The sequence below is a fragment of the Paraclostridium benzoelyticum genome (assembly GCF_001006285.1).
Taxonomy (GTDB): Bacteria; Bacillota; Clostridia; order Peptostreptococcales; family Peptostreptococcaceae; genus Paraclostridium; species Paraclostridium benzoelyticum.
This window is the reverse complement of record NZ_LBBT01000199.1, coordinates 1-16,364: the sequence shown is the minus strand read 5'-3', so window position 1 is coordinate 16,364 and position 16,364 is coordinate 1. Positions and strand designations below refer to the sequence as shown.

The 16,364-nt window shown below is 27.0% G+C and carries 21 protein-coding genes and 1 riboswitch; of the genes, 5 read left to right on the top strand and 16 right to left on the bottom strand.

Going from position 1 to position 16,364, the window contains the following annotated elements; genetic code table 11:
• Nucleotides 1-106 precede the first annotated feature (106 nt).
• From VN21_RS09400 to VN21_RS09385, 4 genes are all read right to left on the bottom strand, one after another.
• A complete protein-coding gene (locus VN21_RS09400; protein ID WP_046823027.1) occupies nt 107-910 on the bottom strand; it encodes a DUF1129 domain-containing protein in 804 nt (267 codons plus the stop codon).
• A 17-nt stretch (nt 911-927) separates the two neighbouring features.
• Nucleotides 928-1,257 carry a PadR family transcriptional regulator gene (locus VN21_RS09395; RefSeq protein ID WP_226896691.1) on the bottom strand — a complete coding sequence of 110 codons (330 nt, stop codon included), beginning with the start codon at nt 1,255-1,257 and terminating at the stop codon, nt 928-930.
• Between the two features lie 179 nt (nt 1,258-1,436).
• Nucleotides 1,437-2,468 carry a DUF4179 domain-containing protein gene (locus VN21_RS09390; RefSeq protein ID WP_052952026.1) on the bottom strand — a complete coding sequence of 344 codons (1,032 nt, stop codon included), beginning with the start codon at nt 2,466-2,468 and terminating at the stop codon, nt 1,437-1,439.
• Nucleotides 2,469-2,472: 4 nt separating this feature from the next.
• Complete coding sequence (locus VN21_RS09385) at nt 2,473-3,003, bottom strand: sigma-70 family RNA polymerase sigma factor (RefSeq protein WP_046823026.1); 531 nt, start codon at nt 3,001-3,003, stop codon at nt 2,473-2,475.
• A 310-nt stretch (nt 3,004-3,313) separates the two neighbouring features.
• Here VN21_RS09385 and VN21_RS09380 point away from each other — a divergent pair, with 310 nt between their 5' ends.
• Together VN21_RS09380 and VN21_RS09375 are read left to right on the top strand one after the other, a co-directional pair.
• Nucleotides 3,314-3,526 (top strand): helix-turn-helix transcriptional regulator, encoded by a 213-nt coding sequence (locus tag VN21_RS09380; RefSeq protein ID WP_025162805.1) that lies wholly within the window; start codon nt 3,314-3,316, stop codon nt 3,524-3,526.
• Complete coding sequence (locus tag VN21_RS09375) at nt 3,516-3,953, top strand: hypothetical protein (RefSeq protein ID WP_046823025.1); 438 nt, start codon at nt 3,516-3,518, stop codon at nt 3,951-3,953. The genes VN21_RS09380 and VN21_RS09375 overlap by 11 nt, the downstream gene beginning before the upstream one ends.
• An 80-nt stretch (nt 3,954-4,033) precedes the next feature.
• On the opposite strand, the gene VN21_RS09370 is transcribed toward VN21_RS09375, so the two are convergent.
• Nucleotides 4,034-5,290, bottom strand: coding sequence for a GntP family permease (locus tag VN21_RS09370; protein ID WP_046823024.1), 1,257 nt, complete (start codon nt 5,288-5,290; stop codon nt 4,034-4,036).
• Nucleotides 5,291-5,477: 187 nt separating this feature from the next.
• On the opposite strand from VN21_RS09370, the gene VN21_RS09365 reads away from it, so the two are divergent.
• A complete protein-coding gene (locus VN21_RS09365; protein WP_046823023.1) occupies nt 5,478-6,023 on the top strand; it encodes a cupin domain-containing protein in 546 nt (181 codons plus the stop codon).
• 99 nt (nt 6,024-6,122) lie between these two features.
• Here VN21_RS09365 and modA read toward each other — a convergent pair whose 3' ends face one another.
• The 3 genes from modA to VN21_RS09350 all read right to left on the bottom strand — a co-directional run bounded on the left by modA (nt 6,123) and on the right by VN21_RS09350 (nt 8,374).
• On the bottom strand, nt 6,123-6,914 hold the full coding sequence (gene modA / locus VN21_RS09360) for a molybdate ABC transporter substrate-binding protein (RefSeq protein ID WP_046823022.1): 792 nt from the start codon (nt 6,912-6,914) through the stop codon (nt 6,123-6,125).
• Between the two features lie 318 nt (nt 6,915-7,232).
• Nucleotides 7,233-7,634: a hypothetical protein gene (locus VN21_RS09355; RefSeq protein ID WP_046823021.1), complete on the bottom strand. Its 402-nt coding sequence runs from the start codon at nt 7,632-7,634 to the stop codon at nt 7,233-7,235.
• Nucleotides 7,635-7,804: 170 nt separating this feature from the next.
• The gene (locus VN21_RS09350) at nt 7,805-8,374 is read right to left on the bottom strand and encodes an HD domain-containing protein (protein ID WP_046823020.1); all 570 of its coding nucleotides are present in this window, start codon (nt 8,372-8,374) and stop codon (nt 7,805-7,807) included.
• Between the two features lie 250 nt (nt 8,375-8,624).
• Nucleotides 8,625-8,727: riboswitch (guanidine-I (ykkC/yxkD leader) on the top strand.
• 76 nt (nt 8,728-8,803) lie between these two features.
• Between VN21_RS09350 and sugE the strand changes: the two genes are divergently transcribed.
• Entirely contained in the window at nt 8,804-9,124 is a 321-nt protein-coding gene (gene sugE / locus VN21_RS09345) for a quaternary ammonium compound efflux SMR transporter SugE (RefSeq protein WP_021428762.1), read from the top strand.
• Nucleotides 9,125-9,255: 131 nt separating this feature from the next.
• Here sugE and helD read toward each other — a convergent pair whose 3' ends face one another.
• The 6 genes from helD to VN21_RS09315 all read right to left on the bottom strand — a co-directional run bounded on the left by helD (nt 9,256) and on the right by VN21_RS09315 (nt 13,614).
• Nucleotides 9,256-11,493 (bottom strand): RNA polymerase recycling motor HelD, encoded by a 2,238-nt coding sequence (gene helD / locus VN21_RS09340; protein WP_046823019.1) that lies wholly within the window; start codon nt 11,491-11,493, stop codon nt 9,256-9,258.
• A gap of 256 nt (nt 11,494-11,749) precedes the next feature.
• Nucleotides 11,750-11,953, bottom strand: coding sequence for a helix-turn-helix transcriptional regulator (locus VN21_RS09335; RefSeq protein WP_046823018.1), 204 nt, complete (start codon nt 11,951-11,953; stop codon nt 11,750-11,752).
• A gap of 4 nt (nt 11,954-11,957) precedes the next feature.
• Entirely contained in the window at nt 11,958-12,320 is a 363-nt protein-coding gene (locus VN21_RS09330) for a DUF3796 domain-containing protein (protein WP_046823017.1), read from the bottom strand.
• A gap of 292 nt (nt 12,321-12,612) precedes the next feature.
• Nucleotides 12,613-12,795: a PspC domain-containing protein gene (locus tag VN21_RS09325; protein WP_021428839.1), complete on the bottom strand. Its 183-nt coding sequence runs from the start codon at nt 12,793-12,795 to the stop codon at nt 12,613-12,615.
• Nucleotides 12,796-12,812: 17 nt separating this feature from the next.
• On the bottom strand, nt 12,813-13,037 hold the full coding sequence (locus VN21_RS09320) for a hypothetical protein (RefSeq protein ID WP_046823016.1): 225 nt from the start codon (nt 13,035-13,037) through the stop codon (nt 12,813-12,815).
• A gap of 391 nt (nt 13,038-13,428) precedes the next feature.
• On the bottom strand, nt 13,429-13,614 hold the full coding sequence (locus VN21_RS09315) for a hypothetical protein (RefSeq protein WP_046823015.1): 186 nt from the start codon (nt 13,612-13,614) through the stop codon (nt 13,429-13,431).
• 675 nt (nt 13,615-14,289) lie between these two features.
• Here VN21_RS09315 and VN21_RS09305 point away from each other — a divergent pair.
• Nucleotides 14,290-14,802, top strand: a complete 513-nt coding sequence (locus VN21_RS09305; RefSeq protein ID WP_046823013.1) for a DNA topology modulation protein — start codon at nt 14,290-14,292, stop codon at nt 14,800-14,802.
• Nucleotides 14,803-14,934: 132 nt separating this feature from the next.
• Here the strand turns inward: VN21_RS09305 and bsh are convergent, their stop codons facing one another.
• Entirely contained in the window at nt 14,935-15,924 is a 990-nt protein-coding gene (gene bsh / locus VN21_RS09300; protein WP_046823012.1) for a choloylglycine hydrolase, read from the bottom strand.
• Nucleotides 15,925-16,051: 127 nt separating this feature from the next.
• Nucleotides 16,052-16,204 carry a hypothetical protein gene (locus tag VN21_RS18865; RefSeq protein WP_167335607.1) on the bottom strand — a complete coding sequence of 51 codons (153 nt, stop codon included), beginning with the start codon at nt 16,202-16,204 and terminating at the stop codon, nt 16,052-16,054.
• Nucleotides 16,205-16,364 lie beyond the last annotated feature (160 nt).

The following is a 16,364-nucleotide window of genomic DNA, read 5'->3' as shown; positions in this document are numbered from 1 at the left end:
AATAAAAAATTATATAGATAAATAAAAAAGCTCCTAGAACATAAATGAATCAGTTCTAAGAGTTATAAAATGTATAATTACATTAGTTTCTAGTCAGTTTTAAATTTTACTCCTTAGCATATAGATAAGACATTAAATAGTATAATATAAATGCTATTACCATAGCCACTATAGATATAATTTTACCAGGGCCTTCAACAATTGAAAAGTTTATGAAACTTAATCTACTCAGTATTCCTAATGTACAGGATACTATTATAATAGGTAAAAGTGAATGAAATAACTTTTCTTTTAAGCAATATATTATACCTATACCTCCAAATATTAAAATAATAGATATACCTATAAATCCTACTAATTTAATTTCAAATGTATTTGGTAAAAGTTTTTCTATTAATATAACTAAAGTTATGTATATACAAAATAAAGCAATTAAAGCAAAGGTAAACTTTTTCTCCTTAGGTGAATATACTGTATTTCCTATAATACTAAAAATAATAGATACCAATAAAAGTGCAGTTATGAAACATATAAAAAATTTACCTACATCTAAACTTTCATTAGGGTTTACTAGGTTTGGAAGTAATGTAACCAAAGAATATATGAACATACAACTCAAGAATAAATTGAATCTCTCTTTAAAAGAACTCTTATTTGTATTTTTTAATATGTCATCACTGATTTCTCTTGGATTTCTTCCAAAATAATCTTCCGCTTTAATTTCTTGATTTTGGGCCTCTATAATATCTGTTAAAATTTCAAGCAAAGATTCCTCTATTTGAGTTTCGTCTTTTAAGAAACTTTTTGCTCTTATATAAACCAATATATCATCATAAAATAATTTGTTTTCTTCACTTAATAACTCCCTGTATGAATTATTTAACTCTATAAGTTTTTTAGCATTTTGCATATTATTCCCCTCCCTTTTTATTTAACCTTCAAAATTTTATTTACACTACTTGAAAGAATATCCCACTGTTCTTCAAATATATCTAGTTGGACTTTACCCTTATTAGTAAGTTTATAGTATTTACGCATAGGCCCCTCACCTGAATTTCTCATTTCACCTACTATTAATTCTTGTTTTTGAAGTTTTAGTAATAATGGATATATTGTGCCATCTGAAACGGTTGAAATTCCATATTCTTTTAATTTTAAATTCATCTCATATCCGTATATTTCTTTTTGACTTATAATTTTTAAGATACACCCTTCGAGTATACCTTTTAGCATTTGAGAGGATATTGTATTGTTCAAAATAATCACTCACCTTTTAATATATCTATCTTGCTTTACAATATAGCACTCTTTTACTATATTGTAAAGCAAGATAGTAAGAAGGATTAATTCTATAAAAACTAGTTTATAAATTAAAGAATAAAAATATCCCTTAGAATCAACTAAGTTGAAGACTAAGGGTATTAATTTAATAATAGCTATTTTAATTCATTTAAATTTATTGTAAATTCATCACCGATCTTTTTAAAATCGTTACTCATCTTCCCACTTGTATTAGGTTGCTTCGCAGCATAAGGAACAAGTTTTAATTCTGTTGCATTTTTATCTAGATTTCCTTCTAAATTAGATAATGTCAGCTTACCTTTATTTTCATCGGCACTTATTAAGTAAAATTCAACATCATTACCTAAATTATCTTTTCCAAGTAACTTTATATCGTAATCAACCAGATCTTTATTATGGATATTTCTATCATAGAGTATATTAGGACCTAAAGCGTTAGTTCTATATTCTTTTAATGTAATTGTTTCATCTTTTCCTAGCTCAAAAGATTGATTTAATTTTAGTGATTTTGTATCAAGTTCAAGATCCTTTCTATCTGTTTTAAACTCAAATACCCACTCTCCATTTATAGTATGTTCCTTTTTATTTTTAAAGTAAATAGGATTAGAATAAGTTATTTTAATATCTAAGTCATCTTTTTGTACATTTTCGTCTAATGTATATCTAAATACTTCTTCAACTGTATTTTTATCAATTATAGTGCCGCTACCCCCACCACCTGAGCTTATAGACTTACCATTTATATAAACATCTCCAAAGGACGTAATATTACCATCTTCAAGTTCTTCTTTAAACTTATATGTTGTAGATACAATTAAAACGTCTTTATCTAAGACAACTTCATTTAAAGTTATTGTGAGCCCATTTTTCGTTATAGATTGGCCAACTACAGTTTTATAATCTTCTAAGTTTGATTCTAAACCTAAAGCATTTTTTATATCATACATTACTTTGTACATATTTGCATAAACAGGTTCACAAAATACAAATACTCCTCCAATTAAAAGTAATCCAGAAACACTAGCGGCCAATATTTTTTTTGATTTACTTTTTCTTTTATTCAATTTAGATTTCACCTTAGATTTTATTAATTCTTTATTTACACTAACTTCCTCATAGTTTTCTATATCAAATTCTACATTATTAAAAGATTTATATTCATTCATAACATTAAACCTCCCTATTTATAAGTGATTCTCTGATTTTTTTTCTTCCCCTGGATAACCGACTGTAAAGATTAGATATACTTAAATTATTATCTTTAGCTACTTGAGGAGCATCGGCTCCATCCAAGTAATAACTTATAAAGATATCTCTATCCTTATCGGGTAAGTATTTAACAATATCATCTATTCCCTCTTTAATCTCAAGATCAAGTAAGTTTTTATCTATGTAATATATACCGTCATCAATCTCAGAAGTTTCTATTTTATCTAAATATTTTTTCTTGTAGTTAATTGCCTTATATTTTGCTATAACACAAATCCAGTTTTTAAAAGAGTTTTTGTCTTTATCAAAACTATCTATGTTATCCCAAATAGCTAGAAATACATCACTTATACATTCTTCCTCATAGTTTATTAATTTACCTAGATTTTTTCTAACAACAGATGCAACAAGGCCGCTGTATTCATCTATAAGCATTTCTAACCCCTTTTGTTTTTTCTTTTTTATATATTTAATAATTAATTCAGCTTGCAAGTTATTTCCTCCCTTTTATTCTTACAATACATCCGTAAAAGCTTTTACACTTCTTATATACAATTTAAATTATAAAAACCTTGCACTTTTATAAAAAAAATTTTCATACTTTCTAAATAATAAAGTTAAAAGTGGTTTAAAAAAAGGGTTAAAAGCTATTTAAGTAAATTAAAAAATACAATGGAAAGTAAACTTGACATATGAGTTTGATAGATATAGAATAAAAGTAAAATAAGCTTTACATTTGGAAGAATATAATGAATTATGGAAAGCAAACTTTACTTTTAAGCTGAAGGAAGGAGCTTATATTTTGAAAAATAGGTTAGAAGAAATAAGAAAGCAAAATAAAGTAACTCAAGAAGAATTAGCAACTGCACTGGAAGTTTCAAGACAAACGATAGGTTCTTTAGAAAATGGAAGATATAATCCATCAATAATTTTAGCATTTAAAATTGCAAGGTATTTTAATATGGCAATTGAAGAAATTTTTATTTATGAGGAGGAAGATGGGAATGAAGATTAAACAAGATGAAAAATTAAATAAAGCTATGGTTATCTTTGGGGTAATTATATTAATAGTAGGGCTAATAATACTAGTAGCAGGTCCATCTAGTGATGTTTGGGATAGAGCATCAAGTTTATGTACAGGATTAGGATTTGGAGCAATTTGTGGAGGGTTAGGAGGATTATACGGTATTAGAAAATTGAGAAAAGATCCTGCTAAATTTAAACAAATCGAAGTTGAAAGAAAAGATGAAAGAAATACGTTTATAAAATGCAAAGCAAAAGCAATGTCAGGGGAAATAATCAATTGGATGGTTATTATAATTGCTTATGTATGTATAGTAATGAACGCTCCATCTTGGACGACAATGTCATTGCTAGCAATCTTTATTTTAAAATATATATTTGAAATAATTTTAGCAAATCAATATGCTAAAAAGTTTTAAAAAAAAAGCCCTTACTATTAGATTAGTAAGGGTTTTTTTGTAAAATTTAATTAAATTAAAAAATGACATTACGTTAAATTTTACTTAAGAAGCAATTGTATTACAGTTGAAGATGTTACTATAACAAGACCGATAATTATTTCATAGGGCAATAACTTAAACCTTTCTTTAATTTCCATAGAAACACTTCTTGAGCTTGCGTGAAATAATGCTCCATGAGGTAAATGTTCAAATACACAAGCACCTGCATTAACCATTGCAGCACCTGCTACCCCAGATAATCCAGAACTTAGAATTGCACTAGAAAATGTAGATGATGCTACTGTTGCACCTCCAGTAGTAGATGCGGTAGCTAGTGACATCACAACTCCAGAAATAGGTGCAAGTAAAACCTGTGGTATACTTAGAATAGCAAGGAGTTCTGTTGTACTATGTTGTAAGTTTGACATCTGTATAATACCAACTAATGTTCCTGTACCTAGTAACAAAATACATACACCTTGCATTTTTTCAACTCCATATGACAGATACTCTTTTGTTTTATGTACATTCTTAGTAGCCAATATACTGACAACAGCTCCTGCAGGCAAAGCTACAAGTGGATCTACAACTATAGTAGACACATTCCCTAAAAATAGTAATATTATTGATACAATAGGACCTATTAGTGAAGCAAATAAACTAGGCAAGTTTTCATCTTCATCTAATTTTATCTCTATTTCAACTTTACTCCCTTTGTTAATCAACATATTCGCAAGTATAGTAGTAATAATTACTCCAAATATAGCTGGTATTACATTTGCAAGCATAACACTAGATAATTCAACGTTAAAATTACTTGCTGCTGCTAATGTATTTGGGTTAGGAGATATAATATTACCAGCTTTACCTCCACCAAGTGCTGCAAGTAGTATTGCTAGTTTAGAGTAGCCAAGTTTATTTCCCATAGCCATTCCTATTGGACCTACAGTAAGGACTACTACGTCTAAGTCAACTCCAACCCCTGCCAAGATCATAGAAGATAGAACTATTCCAAGTATTGCTTTTTTTAATCCTAGTAATCTAATAATTTCTTCTGAAATTTTATCAACTGCTCCTGTTTTTATAAGTGTTGCTGCTAAGAATCCTGATGTCATAACTCTAAGTATTGCAGGAGCCATAGACTTTCCACCATCAGCCATATACGTTACTGTATTAACTAAATTTGCACCACCTATTAAGCCCCCAACTAAAGCTCCAAATACCAAACAGTAAAATGGCTCAAACCTTTTTATAATGAGTATAATTGCAACTAATAACCCAATGATTGCTCCAGTAGTTGTTATTGGCACAACCATCACTCCCCTCTATAATGTTTACACCCCTTGATGTTTATATTGATTGTATATAATTTAAACAAATGTGTCAAATATAATTTAATTAATTAAATATAGTTTAACTTTGTTTGCGAAAAATTTCTATGTTATAATTAAAATCATTAAGTTAAAAATTATAATATTTGAAATAAATTTATTGGAGGTATTAATGTCTGAAATAAATATAGGTGAAAAAATATCACAGGTAAGAAAAAGTAAAGACCTAAGTGTACGTGATTTATCAAAGTTATGTGGAGTTACTGCTTCTATGCTAAGTCAGATAGAAAGAGGAATCGCAAACCCATCTGTGAATTCTTTAAAATCTATTGCATCTGCACTTAACGTTCCATTATTTACATTTTTCACATCAGAAGTTTCTAAAAAAGATATGATAGTTAGAAAAGAAAATAGAAAAAAAGTAATACTTCCCGGAAGTGATGATGTTGTTTATGATGTATTAGCTCCTGACCTTACTAGTGATTTAGAGTTTGCAATTATGAGCTTATCGCCAGGATCAGTATCTAGCAGTGAAAATATTCAACACAAAGGGTATGAAATTGCATACTTGCTAGAGGGTGAAGTAGATTTATATTTAGATGATGAAAAGTTTATATTATATCAAGGTGATAGTGTTAAGACTCCAGCAGGATTAAAGCATCGTTGGGAAAATACATCAAATTCAAATGCAAAAGTAATTTTTGCTGTTATACTTTAATTTTTTAGATAATATAACAAAAGACAACTACACTATCATGCAGTTGTCCTTTGTTAATTTAATCCTATATATAAATAATAGTTTAATATAAATATCTAATTAGTTCTTAATAATTTTATATCCGCAATTGACTAAAATATCTTGTCCTTTTTGACTAAAAAGATAGTCTTCAAACTTTTTAGCCTCGTCAGGAACTTTACTATCTTTTATAACTGCTACAGGATAAACTATAGGGGAATGAGTATCTTCCTTTGTCGTTTCTACAATTTTTATATTATCTACACCTAGAGTATCACTGTAGTAGACAAAACCTGCTTGTGTATTTTCAGATTGAGTCCAGGCTAAAACTTGCTTAACATCTTTTGCAAAGACTAATTTATCTTTTAACTTATCTTCTAAATTTAAGTTAGTTAATACTTCTGATGCATATTTTCCAGCAGGAACACTTTCTGGCTCTCCAACGCCTAGTTTTTGAACTTTATCAGTTGTTAAATCATTTATAGATGATATATCACTGTTTTTTGGAGCTATAAAAACCAAGTCATTTTTCACTAAGTTTTTATATGTATTTTCTTCTAGTAATTTTTTTTCGTCTAGTTCTTTAATTTGTTTTTCACCTGCTGATATAAATACATCGCAAGGCGCACCTTGTTCTATTTGCTTTTGTAACGATCCAGATCCACCAAAATTCACGACTAAATTAACATTTGGATTACTTTTTTCATAGTCTTTTTCTATTTTTTCCATCGCTTCTTTTAAACTAGCAGCTGCAGAAATACTTAAAGTTACCTTTTCAGAAGAGTCTTCTTTTTTAGGAGTGTTTGAACTACACCCAACTAAAAATAAACTACTTACTAAGCATAATGATAATAATTTTTTACTTAATCTCATAATATCCTCCAATATTTAAATAATAGATTAACACTGGTATTTTACCACAAAAAGGAACTTGATTCGATTATTTTCGATTTTCTGTAAAGTATTTTAATAAATTTAAGTTTATTTTAAGGTTTAGGGATTATACTAAACTTGTCCACATAAAAGAAACATTAAAGCCAGAATACAGGCATTTGAAAAAATACTGTACTCACTTAATAACATTTTTATTATGATTTAAGAGCACTTACATATGTAAGTGCTCTTTTGTTTTAAATTAGATATTTAAATTGTTTAACTATTATATTTATAAAAATTGCAGTGAATATATATTTAGTATCTATTGAATTTACTACAATCTTTAGAAAATGCTAAATCTAAAAAGTTAAAACCAAATGATCCACTAAAACATATAACTAAGATTTTAGGTATATCAAATTTATTAAAAATTATTGATAATACAAATAAGATTAAAAAATTAAATAAGAAAAATTTAGAAAAGCCAATAATTCTTTTTCTTGACTCTGTTTTATTTAAGTTCTTTAGTTGTAAAATAGCTACTATAATTACATAAAATGTACACAACAAAAAACTTACTATGTAAAGAGCAATAAACTTGTTAATAATCCAAGCATCAAGTGCATTAGCAAAAGATAAAGTTAATATTAATAAAATAGTTAAAATTGATATTATGCTGAGTAAAACTTTATTTAATTTAATTAGTTTATAATTCATTATGACTTCCTTTACTTTTAAAAATTTAAAAATAATATATTAACATGTATTCTTAGCGTAGAGGCATGAATTGGACTAAAATGGGCGTATTTAGGAGTGAAAACTAAGATTTAAACAATAAAAAAGCCAATATAGATATATATACTGACTTTTTATAGAATATATGATTTTTAAAGTCCGAGCTCATCGCTTATGTCTCTCATAGCATTAAGCGATAACTCTGCAAACTCTGGAAATGGAATTCCAAGTTCCTCTATACTTTTCATTGCTTCTCTATTAGCCCCAGCGGCAAATCTTAGCTCTTTCATTCTTTTAGTTATAGACTTTACTTTTACACTAGATATTTTTTTATCTGGATAAACTAATGTTATAGCTGTTATAAATCCTGTTATTGGGTCTGCTGCGTAAATTGCTTTATCCATTAATGAAATTCTTTCTGTACCATTATCGTTATTGTGAGCCATAATAGCATGATGGATATCTTGATTACCTATATTCTCTTGTTTTAATATATCTATAGCAAGAATTCCATGTTTTTTCATATCTTCTGGATTGTTTTTGCAGTCTAGTAAATCTGAATCAATATCATGTAATAGTCCTGCTATTGCCCAATCTTCCTCATTTTTAGGATCTAATTTTTTAGCCAATGATCTCATAACAGCCTCAACTGCATACGAATGTTTTATTAAGTGCTCAGATTTTAAATTCTTAGCCAATATATCCATACTTTTTTCTCTCATAGATTCTATCTCCTTTATATTGTTTATTTTATTTGCAAAGATTTTATAGATTGGATAAAATCTTTAATCAACTCCATAGAAACTCTGAATTTCACGATATCATAATAGTAACTTGTTCTACATAAACTAGGTATTTACCTTTAAAAAAATAGTGTTAATTGTATCATTAAGTAAAAAATAGATAGATTAATTTGTATTGATTAAGTAGATATTTTTTGATATAGTAATAAACTATAATAAAAGTTTAATAAATTTAGTTTTATAGGGTTCCGCAGTTAAAATTTATAACTGGTCTGGTCCGAGATAAAACGCACAGTTTTCTGTGTTCACGGAAGGACAAAAGCCTGGGAGATATTTTTTTATATCTCCCGGGCTTTTTTACGTTTTACTAATAAACTTTTATTTAAAACTTTAAGGAGAGTGGTAATTATGAAATGGTTAGTGTTAGTAATTGCAGGTATATTTGAAGTATGGTGGGCTGTAGGACTTAAATATTCAGAAGGGTTTACAAAGTTAGTTCCAAGTGTTTTAACTGTAATAGGGATGATAGCGAGTTTTTACTTCTTATCATTAGCGTTAAAAGAGCTACCATTAGGAACAGCTTATGCTATTTGGACAGGAATAGGGACTATTGGTACTGTTATTTTAGGTGTGTTTTTATTTAAAGAGCCTATTGATTTTGTTCGATTAGTTTGTATTGGGTTTATAGTAGCAGGAATAATAGGCCTAAAACTAGTATCTCAACATTAATAAACAAATAAAATAAGTTATTAGAGCATTAATGAGATGTGACTTATTAAAAAAAGGCATGATAGTCTATTTGATTAGACTATTATGCCTTTAAATTTACTTTAGATTTTAGTAGAATTTTACGTATATTATTATTTTAATAAATCAGTAATTTCTCCTAAATGATATACATTTAATACATGAAGAGCTCTTGTACAACAAGTGTAAAGAAGTAATCTTTCATCCTCACTATTATAATTTTTATTACTAGCATCATATATAAAAACAACATCAAACTCAAGTCCCTTAGCTAGATATGAAGGTATTACGGTTACTCCGTTTGTATAATAATCATCATCTTTTTCTATAAAACTTACATCGATATTATTTTCTTTTAAAAAGTTATATAAAACTTTAGTTTCACGAGCTGTTTTAGTAATAATTCCTATAGATTTAAACTTCTTTTTTGAATAAGACTTTATATCTTCAACCAGTTTTTCGTTCATAGAAAGTTTATCTGAGAAAGAAACTATAGTAGGTTCATCACCGTGTCTTTCAACGCACTCATCATCTATATTTTCACTAAGAAGATTTCTTGAAAAATTAGTGATTTCCATAGTTGAACGATAGCTCTTTGTTAGGTTTATTATGCAAGTGTCATTTTGGGATATATTATAAATGTTGTTATAGTTTCCAACATTCATAAATGGGTTAATTGATTGATTTAAATCCCCTAATATAGTCATATTAGCAGATTTAAAAAGTTGATAAAAAATTTCATACTGCAATGGAGTATAATCTTGTGCCTCATCTATAATTACGTACTTAATTTGAGAAGTAGTTGGAATATCTCCAAGTGCTCCTTTTAAGTATAAAAGTGCAACTTGATCTTCGTAATTAAGTATCCTTGCATTTAAATTATCTATTGTGTAAGTTTTTATATGATTTATAAAACTATCATCATATTCAACATTTATTTCATTTAAAAATGTATTTAAATTTTTAAATAGATCTTTGTAAATTTTAATTAAATTAAATTCTGTCATTTTATAAATAGAATCATATACATCTCTTAAATTTTCTTTTACAATTAGCGTACTTTTTTCTATCATTTCTTCTTTTTGTATAAAGTCTCCAGATTTAAAAAGTTCTTCATATATTTCATCAATCCAAGATTGTTCATATGGTTCAATAAGGAATATAATTCTTGATTTAATTTTTTCTAATCTTCTTTTAATTGGAAGATTTGAATAATCAGTAAAAAATAGGTTTTTTATATCTTCAGAGGAAATTATTAACTTACCCCTTACAACAATATCTTTAAAACTTCTACCTACTGTTTCTACGTAACTTATATACTGTTTTAGAATTTCAACAAATTCTACAGATGTTTTAAATTTTATATTTTTGATTCTATCTTGATATGTTAATTTTTCATTAGAACTAAGTATATACTCCATCATTTCTGAAGGTGATTCTTTCTTAAATTCATGCACTAATTCTTTATGCATATAATCTTTAAAGGTTGTTTGATACATATTATCTTCACCAAGTTGAGGTAATACATTTGAAATATAATCATTGAAGACATTATTTGGAGAAAATATTATTATATTTTGAGGTGTTACTTTATCTCTATGTTTATATAATAGATATGCAATTCTATGAAGTGCAACAGAAGTTTTTCCACTTCCAGCAGATCCTTGAACAATTAGGTTTTTATAATTTTCGTTACGAATTACTTGATTCTGCTCTCTCTGAATAGTTGTAACTATACCTTTCATCTTATCATCAACATTTTTGCTTAGAAGTTCTTGTAACATTTCAGCATCAATACTTAGGTTACTATCGAACATATAGTCAATTTTACCATTATTGATTTTATACTGTCTTTTACCAGTGATTTCTCCAGATATTGTACCTTCTGGACATTCATAACTGGCTTGTCCAGTTTCATAGTCATAAAACATATTTGAAATAGGTGCTCTCCAGTCATACACAAGAAAATCATAATCCTCATCAACAAGATTTGATAATCCAATATAACACTTTTGAGTATCTGATTCGTTATCTTCAACAAAATCGATTCGACCGAAATAAGGAGATTCAAGCATTCTTTCATACTTTTCTTCAAGTTTTTGGGTAAATTCATGACTTCTTTTTTGATTTTTCATAATATCCATGAATGACATAAAATCTGAAAGTTGATCTAATCCATTTTCTATAGAAACAGATCCTAAATCACTCCAGAGTTCTCTTTGTGTTTCTATAGCATCTTTTTTAAATCTATCTTTAGCACTACGTTTTTCATCAAGCTGTTTCTTAGCCTCAGTAAGAACTCTTTGTAACCATTCGTTTTCAAGATTCAATTCATAATTATTTAGACTCATAATATACCCTCCTTGATTATATAAATTAGCTTGTTTAATTTGCTCTATAAATTATATAGGAATGAGGGTATATTCATAGTCTTAAAAAATTTAGTTATTTAAGGTATAATTATAGTAGAGAGAGTGATACTAGCCTCTTTGATAATGAAAATGTAGTTTAAATCATTATAAAAAACACACTCAAAAATGTCTATTAAAAAAGCCATTATAGTCCTTTATTAGGATTATAATGGCTTTTAATTTATTGTATTAATTATTAAAATTCAAATATAAACAACTTTTCAATTGGAGTATTTAATTCTTTTGATATACTCATTGCCAGTTCAAGAGAAGGGTTGTATTTAGCATTTTCTAACCGAGCTATAGTCTCTCTTCGAACACTAACTTTATTAGCTAGTTCTTCTTGAGTTAATTCATTAAATTGACGATACTTTTTTAAATTACTAATAAACTTTGTCATAGATTTAAACCCCAACATCAAATTTGTAAGTTAAAAATGCCCATAAATTTGCTGCTAGTGCAAATGAAATGGATAATATTAATAGTTGAAGTCTATAAAGTTTTAATATATCTACTGTATATAGTCTAATTAATACACTTGCAACTATTGCTAATGGAAGGCAGACTCTAAGTGCTATATAACCTGCCTTATGCTTATTACAAATAAAGCGCTCATCTTCACAATCCCCTAATTTATACCACCAGATATTACCTAAAAATGAAAAGAATCCAAAGTATAGAAAGTCTAATGGGTCACCATTTAATCCATTAAATCCTTGTAAGCCAAACAAACAAAATAGAAATGAATATTTATTTATATATTTCATAAATTAATCCCCCTTGATAATGTGATATATTTATATCTTTATATTACATATATATCACGTTAACTTTGAGATTATTACTTAAAACTGAAAAATATAACTAACTATGAAATTAAATAAAGATATCTCAATTTTAAATTTTCCAAGTACGATTCTAGTCTAGGATTACTGTTTGCAATAAATAAAAAAGGCAATAGAATCGATTCTATTACCTTTTCATTGAAATATATATGGTTATTACTATTTATAATCTTAAAATATCTATAACTTGATTTTATGAAAATAAGTTATGCAATTAAAAGTTTTCTCCAGATGGAAGTACTAAACATAGAATTATATATATTATTATACTGACACCACCTAGTACGAATAAAACTCTAATTAGTGTAGGGCTAATGCCTGTTAATTCTCCTATACCCCCACAAACACCACCTATCATACGGTTATTTTCTGATCTATATAATTTACATTTACTCAAAATTAACGCCTCCTTTTTTAATCTACAAAATAAAATATTGGGTTTAATATGCTGCGAGCATTATTTAAAAATGTATCTTGATTTAAAGTATGATCTATAATTAAACTTTTTGAAGTTACTGCAATTAAAAATATAGAAATTAATATGAACAAACCAACTCTAAATGCAGTTCTAAATAATTTCCAACATATAGCAAGTATCAAAAAGATTATACTTAGTATTATTAAAAGAATAATTGTCATATACTCACCTCTCTCTATGCTTTACAAATATTATTATAAACATAGAATCTTAATTGAATATAAAAACAACCTTAAAAAAACATTAAATAATTAGATTTTAAAATTACTTTATACAGCAAAGCTATTTGAAATATACGAAAACTGATTATTAAACTTAGTATATTTCAAAAGTATACAATAAAAATATCTTTAATTTTATAAATATAGCTATAAGGGGTAAACGCTTTTATTGTAACTAATATTTCAACTGCAGTACTATTAATTATTTATTTAATTTGAAAAAGTAGGAAAATGAGAAGCAATTAAGCTATTTTCAGGTGGCCATAAATTAATTTGATTATATAGAAAAAACCTTTAGAATCTATTAATTTTGATTTTAAAGGTTTTAACTTTACTGCTTATGTTGTTTAGCATCTTGTATTATTGATTTTAAGGAATTTATAAAAATACGTATTCCTGGTATAATTAAAATTATTGTTAAAATACTTATCGATGGTTTGCCATCTGTTATACATGCAAATAAAATACAAGCTATTCCTAGGATACTTAATATTAAATTAAGTTCGTTTGATAACATATAACTTAACCCCTTTTAATATGGAAGTATATTATACATATTATCATTTTAAACTTTATAACGTATAAATTTGGATTAATATATGAATATTCTGGATTAAAATCATAAAATTTATATAAAATTATTAGAACAGGTTTATAACTATTTCTTGATTAGAGGTTATTATAGTAACATGTGAAACCAAATTAAAAGAATTAGTATATTAAATTAAACAATAAATCTGGGCAACTAGCCAAATACAAATCAGTAATAAATTTACTAAACAACTAAGCTTTTCAACAGAAGATAATTCATTATATTGATAAGATATTTCGCTAAACACTTTAAATTCAGGAAAACTTAATTTAAGTAAATATAATAAAGAAAAAGGAATAAATATTATAGAAATTGAAATATTAAACCCTTTTTGTGAATGGAAGACAAAACTTACTAAAGTAGCGCAAATTAATAAAATTGAAAAAAGAAATCTTTTAATATTAATGCCCATAGTAAATCACCACCTTATAAAATTTAATGGACTCAAATATAGTTTATCATATTATTTTGATTATTTTCTAAATTAAATCTTAGATTTATAGTGATATAATCAACTTTTATTTTGAATATAAAGGAATTTAGAAACTGATACTGTAATAAAAATATACAATGGATATCAATTAAAAAAGGGGGACTACGATGAAAATTGCAATAGTAGGATATAGTGGAAGTGGAAAATCTACAATGGCTAAGCAACTATCAAGTTATTATAATACTCCTATTTTACACCTTGATACAATTCAATTCACACCAGGTTGGGTTGAGAGAGATAAGTATGAGGGTCGCACCTTAACTAAAGAATTCATGAAGAATGAATCTTGGGTTATAGATGGTAACTATAGAGGTTTTTATCAAAGAGAAAGATTAGAACAAGCGGATAAAATAATTTTTCTAAACTTTCCTCGTAGGATATGCTTTTTTAGAGCGTATAAAAGATATCTAAATAACAAAAACAAAACACGTGAAGACATGGCAGAAGGATGCGAAGAAAAATTCGATTTAGAATTTGGATGGTGGATTATTCATAAAGGAAGAACAAAAGAAATAGTTAATAGATATAAGCAAATAGAAGAAGAATTTAAAGATAAAGTTATAGTTTTAAAAAGTCCAAAAGAAGTTAGAGCATTTTTAGAAAATACAACTCAGATTTAAAACTATATAAAATGTATTATAAAAAAGTCATGAATATCCTAGTTATTTAGGTTTTCATGACTTTAATTTTAAAAAAGTTTAACCATAGTAAAACAGTTAATAATATTTTGATAAAAATTTATATGTTTTTATTTAGTTCTCGTTATTTATAACTAAAGTATCTCTATAAGGGAAAATCTTTATTTCTGTAGAATTTAAATCTTCCTTATTCATATCTATAGCATTTATCTGATTATTATTGTATGTATTGTAATAATAGATGTATTTATCTTGATTCATACAAGAAGTGTATTGAGTTAGATCGTATTTACCTTCTGGAGTTTTTACAGCGCCATTTAGCATAGCGACATTATTTAATATATGGAAAAACTCACTTACCCCACAAAATTCGGTATTTGAAGACTCTAAGCTAGATTTATAGAAAGCAGCTCTTATAAATCTAGATGCAGATGAAAAATCACCAGGGATTCCAAACATACCTAGACCTTGAGATTGAGGAGATAAATTTAGTCTACTCCATTTAGTATTCTGAGGTTGATCAGCATTTAAACCCATATACTGAATTAGGTTTGTTGTATGCCAATTAAAAGTTGGTGCATTTGTTAACACCCCTACTTCATTATCATAAATGCTTAACTTTTCTTTTGTATTTTCAATAACCAAGCAATTGCCGTTTTTATCAGAAACAATCCAATGAAGTGTTGGTAATGGTGTAGATGAATTTAACTGTATATTTACTAGGTTTATATTTTCTAGTTCAGGTTTTAAATCTTCTATAGTCTCAAAATTTGATAATATCCATAGTATTAAATCATATGGAGGTAGATTATTTTTTCCATCTTTTAAATTATCTGAATGATATGCAAATCCAGGAAAATTTAATCCAGCACAAGCTAATCCTTTTTCATTCATTGCTTCAGCGAATAATGGATGATTATCTATTGTAGTTGCCATACCCATAACTGCATATTTTGTAGAGTTAGTTTCATTAGTTGCTACGTTTTTATATTCAAAATTTCTAGGAACAAGATGAACAGCTTGATTAAAGTTGTACTCTATATCCATATTTCTTCCAAATAAATGTTGCCCGTCTTTTGTTTTTAATGTTAGTGCTGTACACATTTTTTACACTCCCTTTTTATCGTATAAACTAGTTTAAATATATTTATATTGTTTACCCTATTGGTTGATAAATAAACCTAGAATAAAGGGAAAGCCCTTAAAATCCATCAATTTAGATTTTAAGAGCTTATTTCTTGCTACTATCTAGTGCAGCTCCAATAGCAATGCCTACACATAAGCATAAAGCTAATTTGTCATATATCATACCAAATGTAATACCTACACACATGCAAAGTAATAAATAATTATTACTATTTTTATTATTACCATTTTCATTCATAAGAACATCTCCCATTACTAAATAGAAAAAATTTTTATATTTTTAGAATAAATCTATTTCTTTTTCAAAAACAATTTGATAACAATATGGACATGACACACCTGAATCTGGTAGGCCAGTTTTTACCTTGAAACCTCTATTAATTGGAACTTTTATAAAT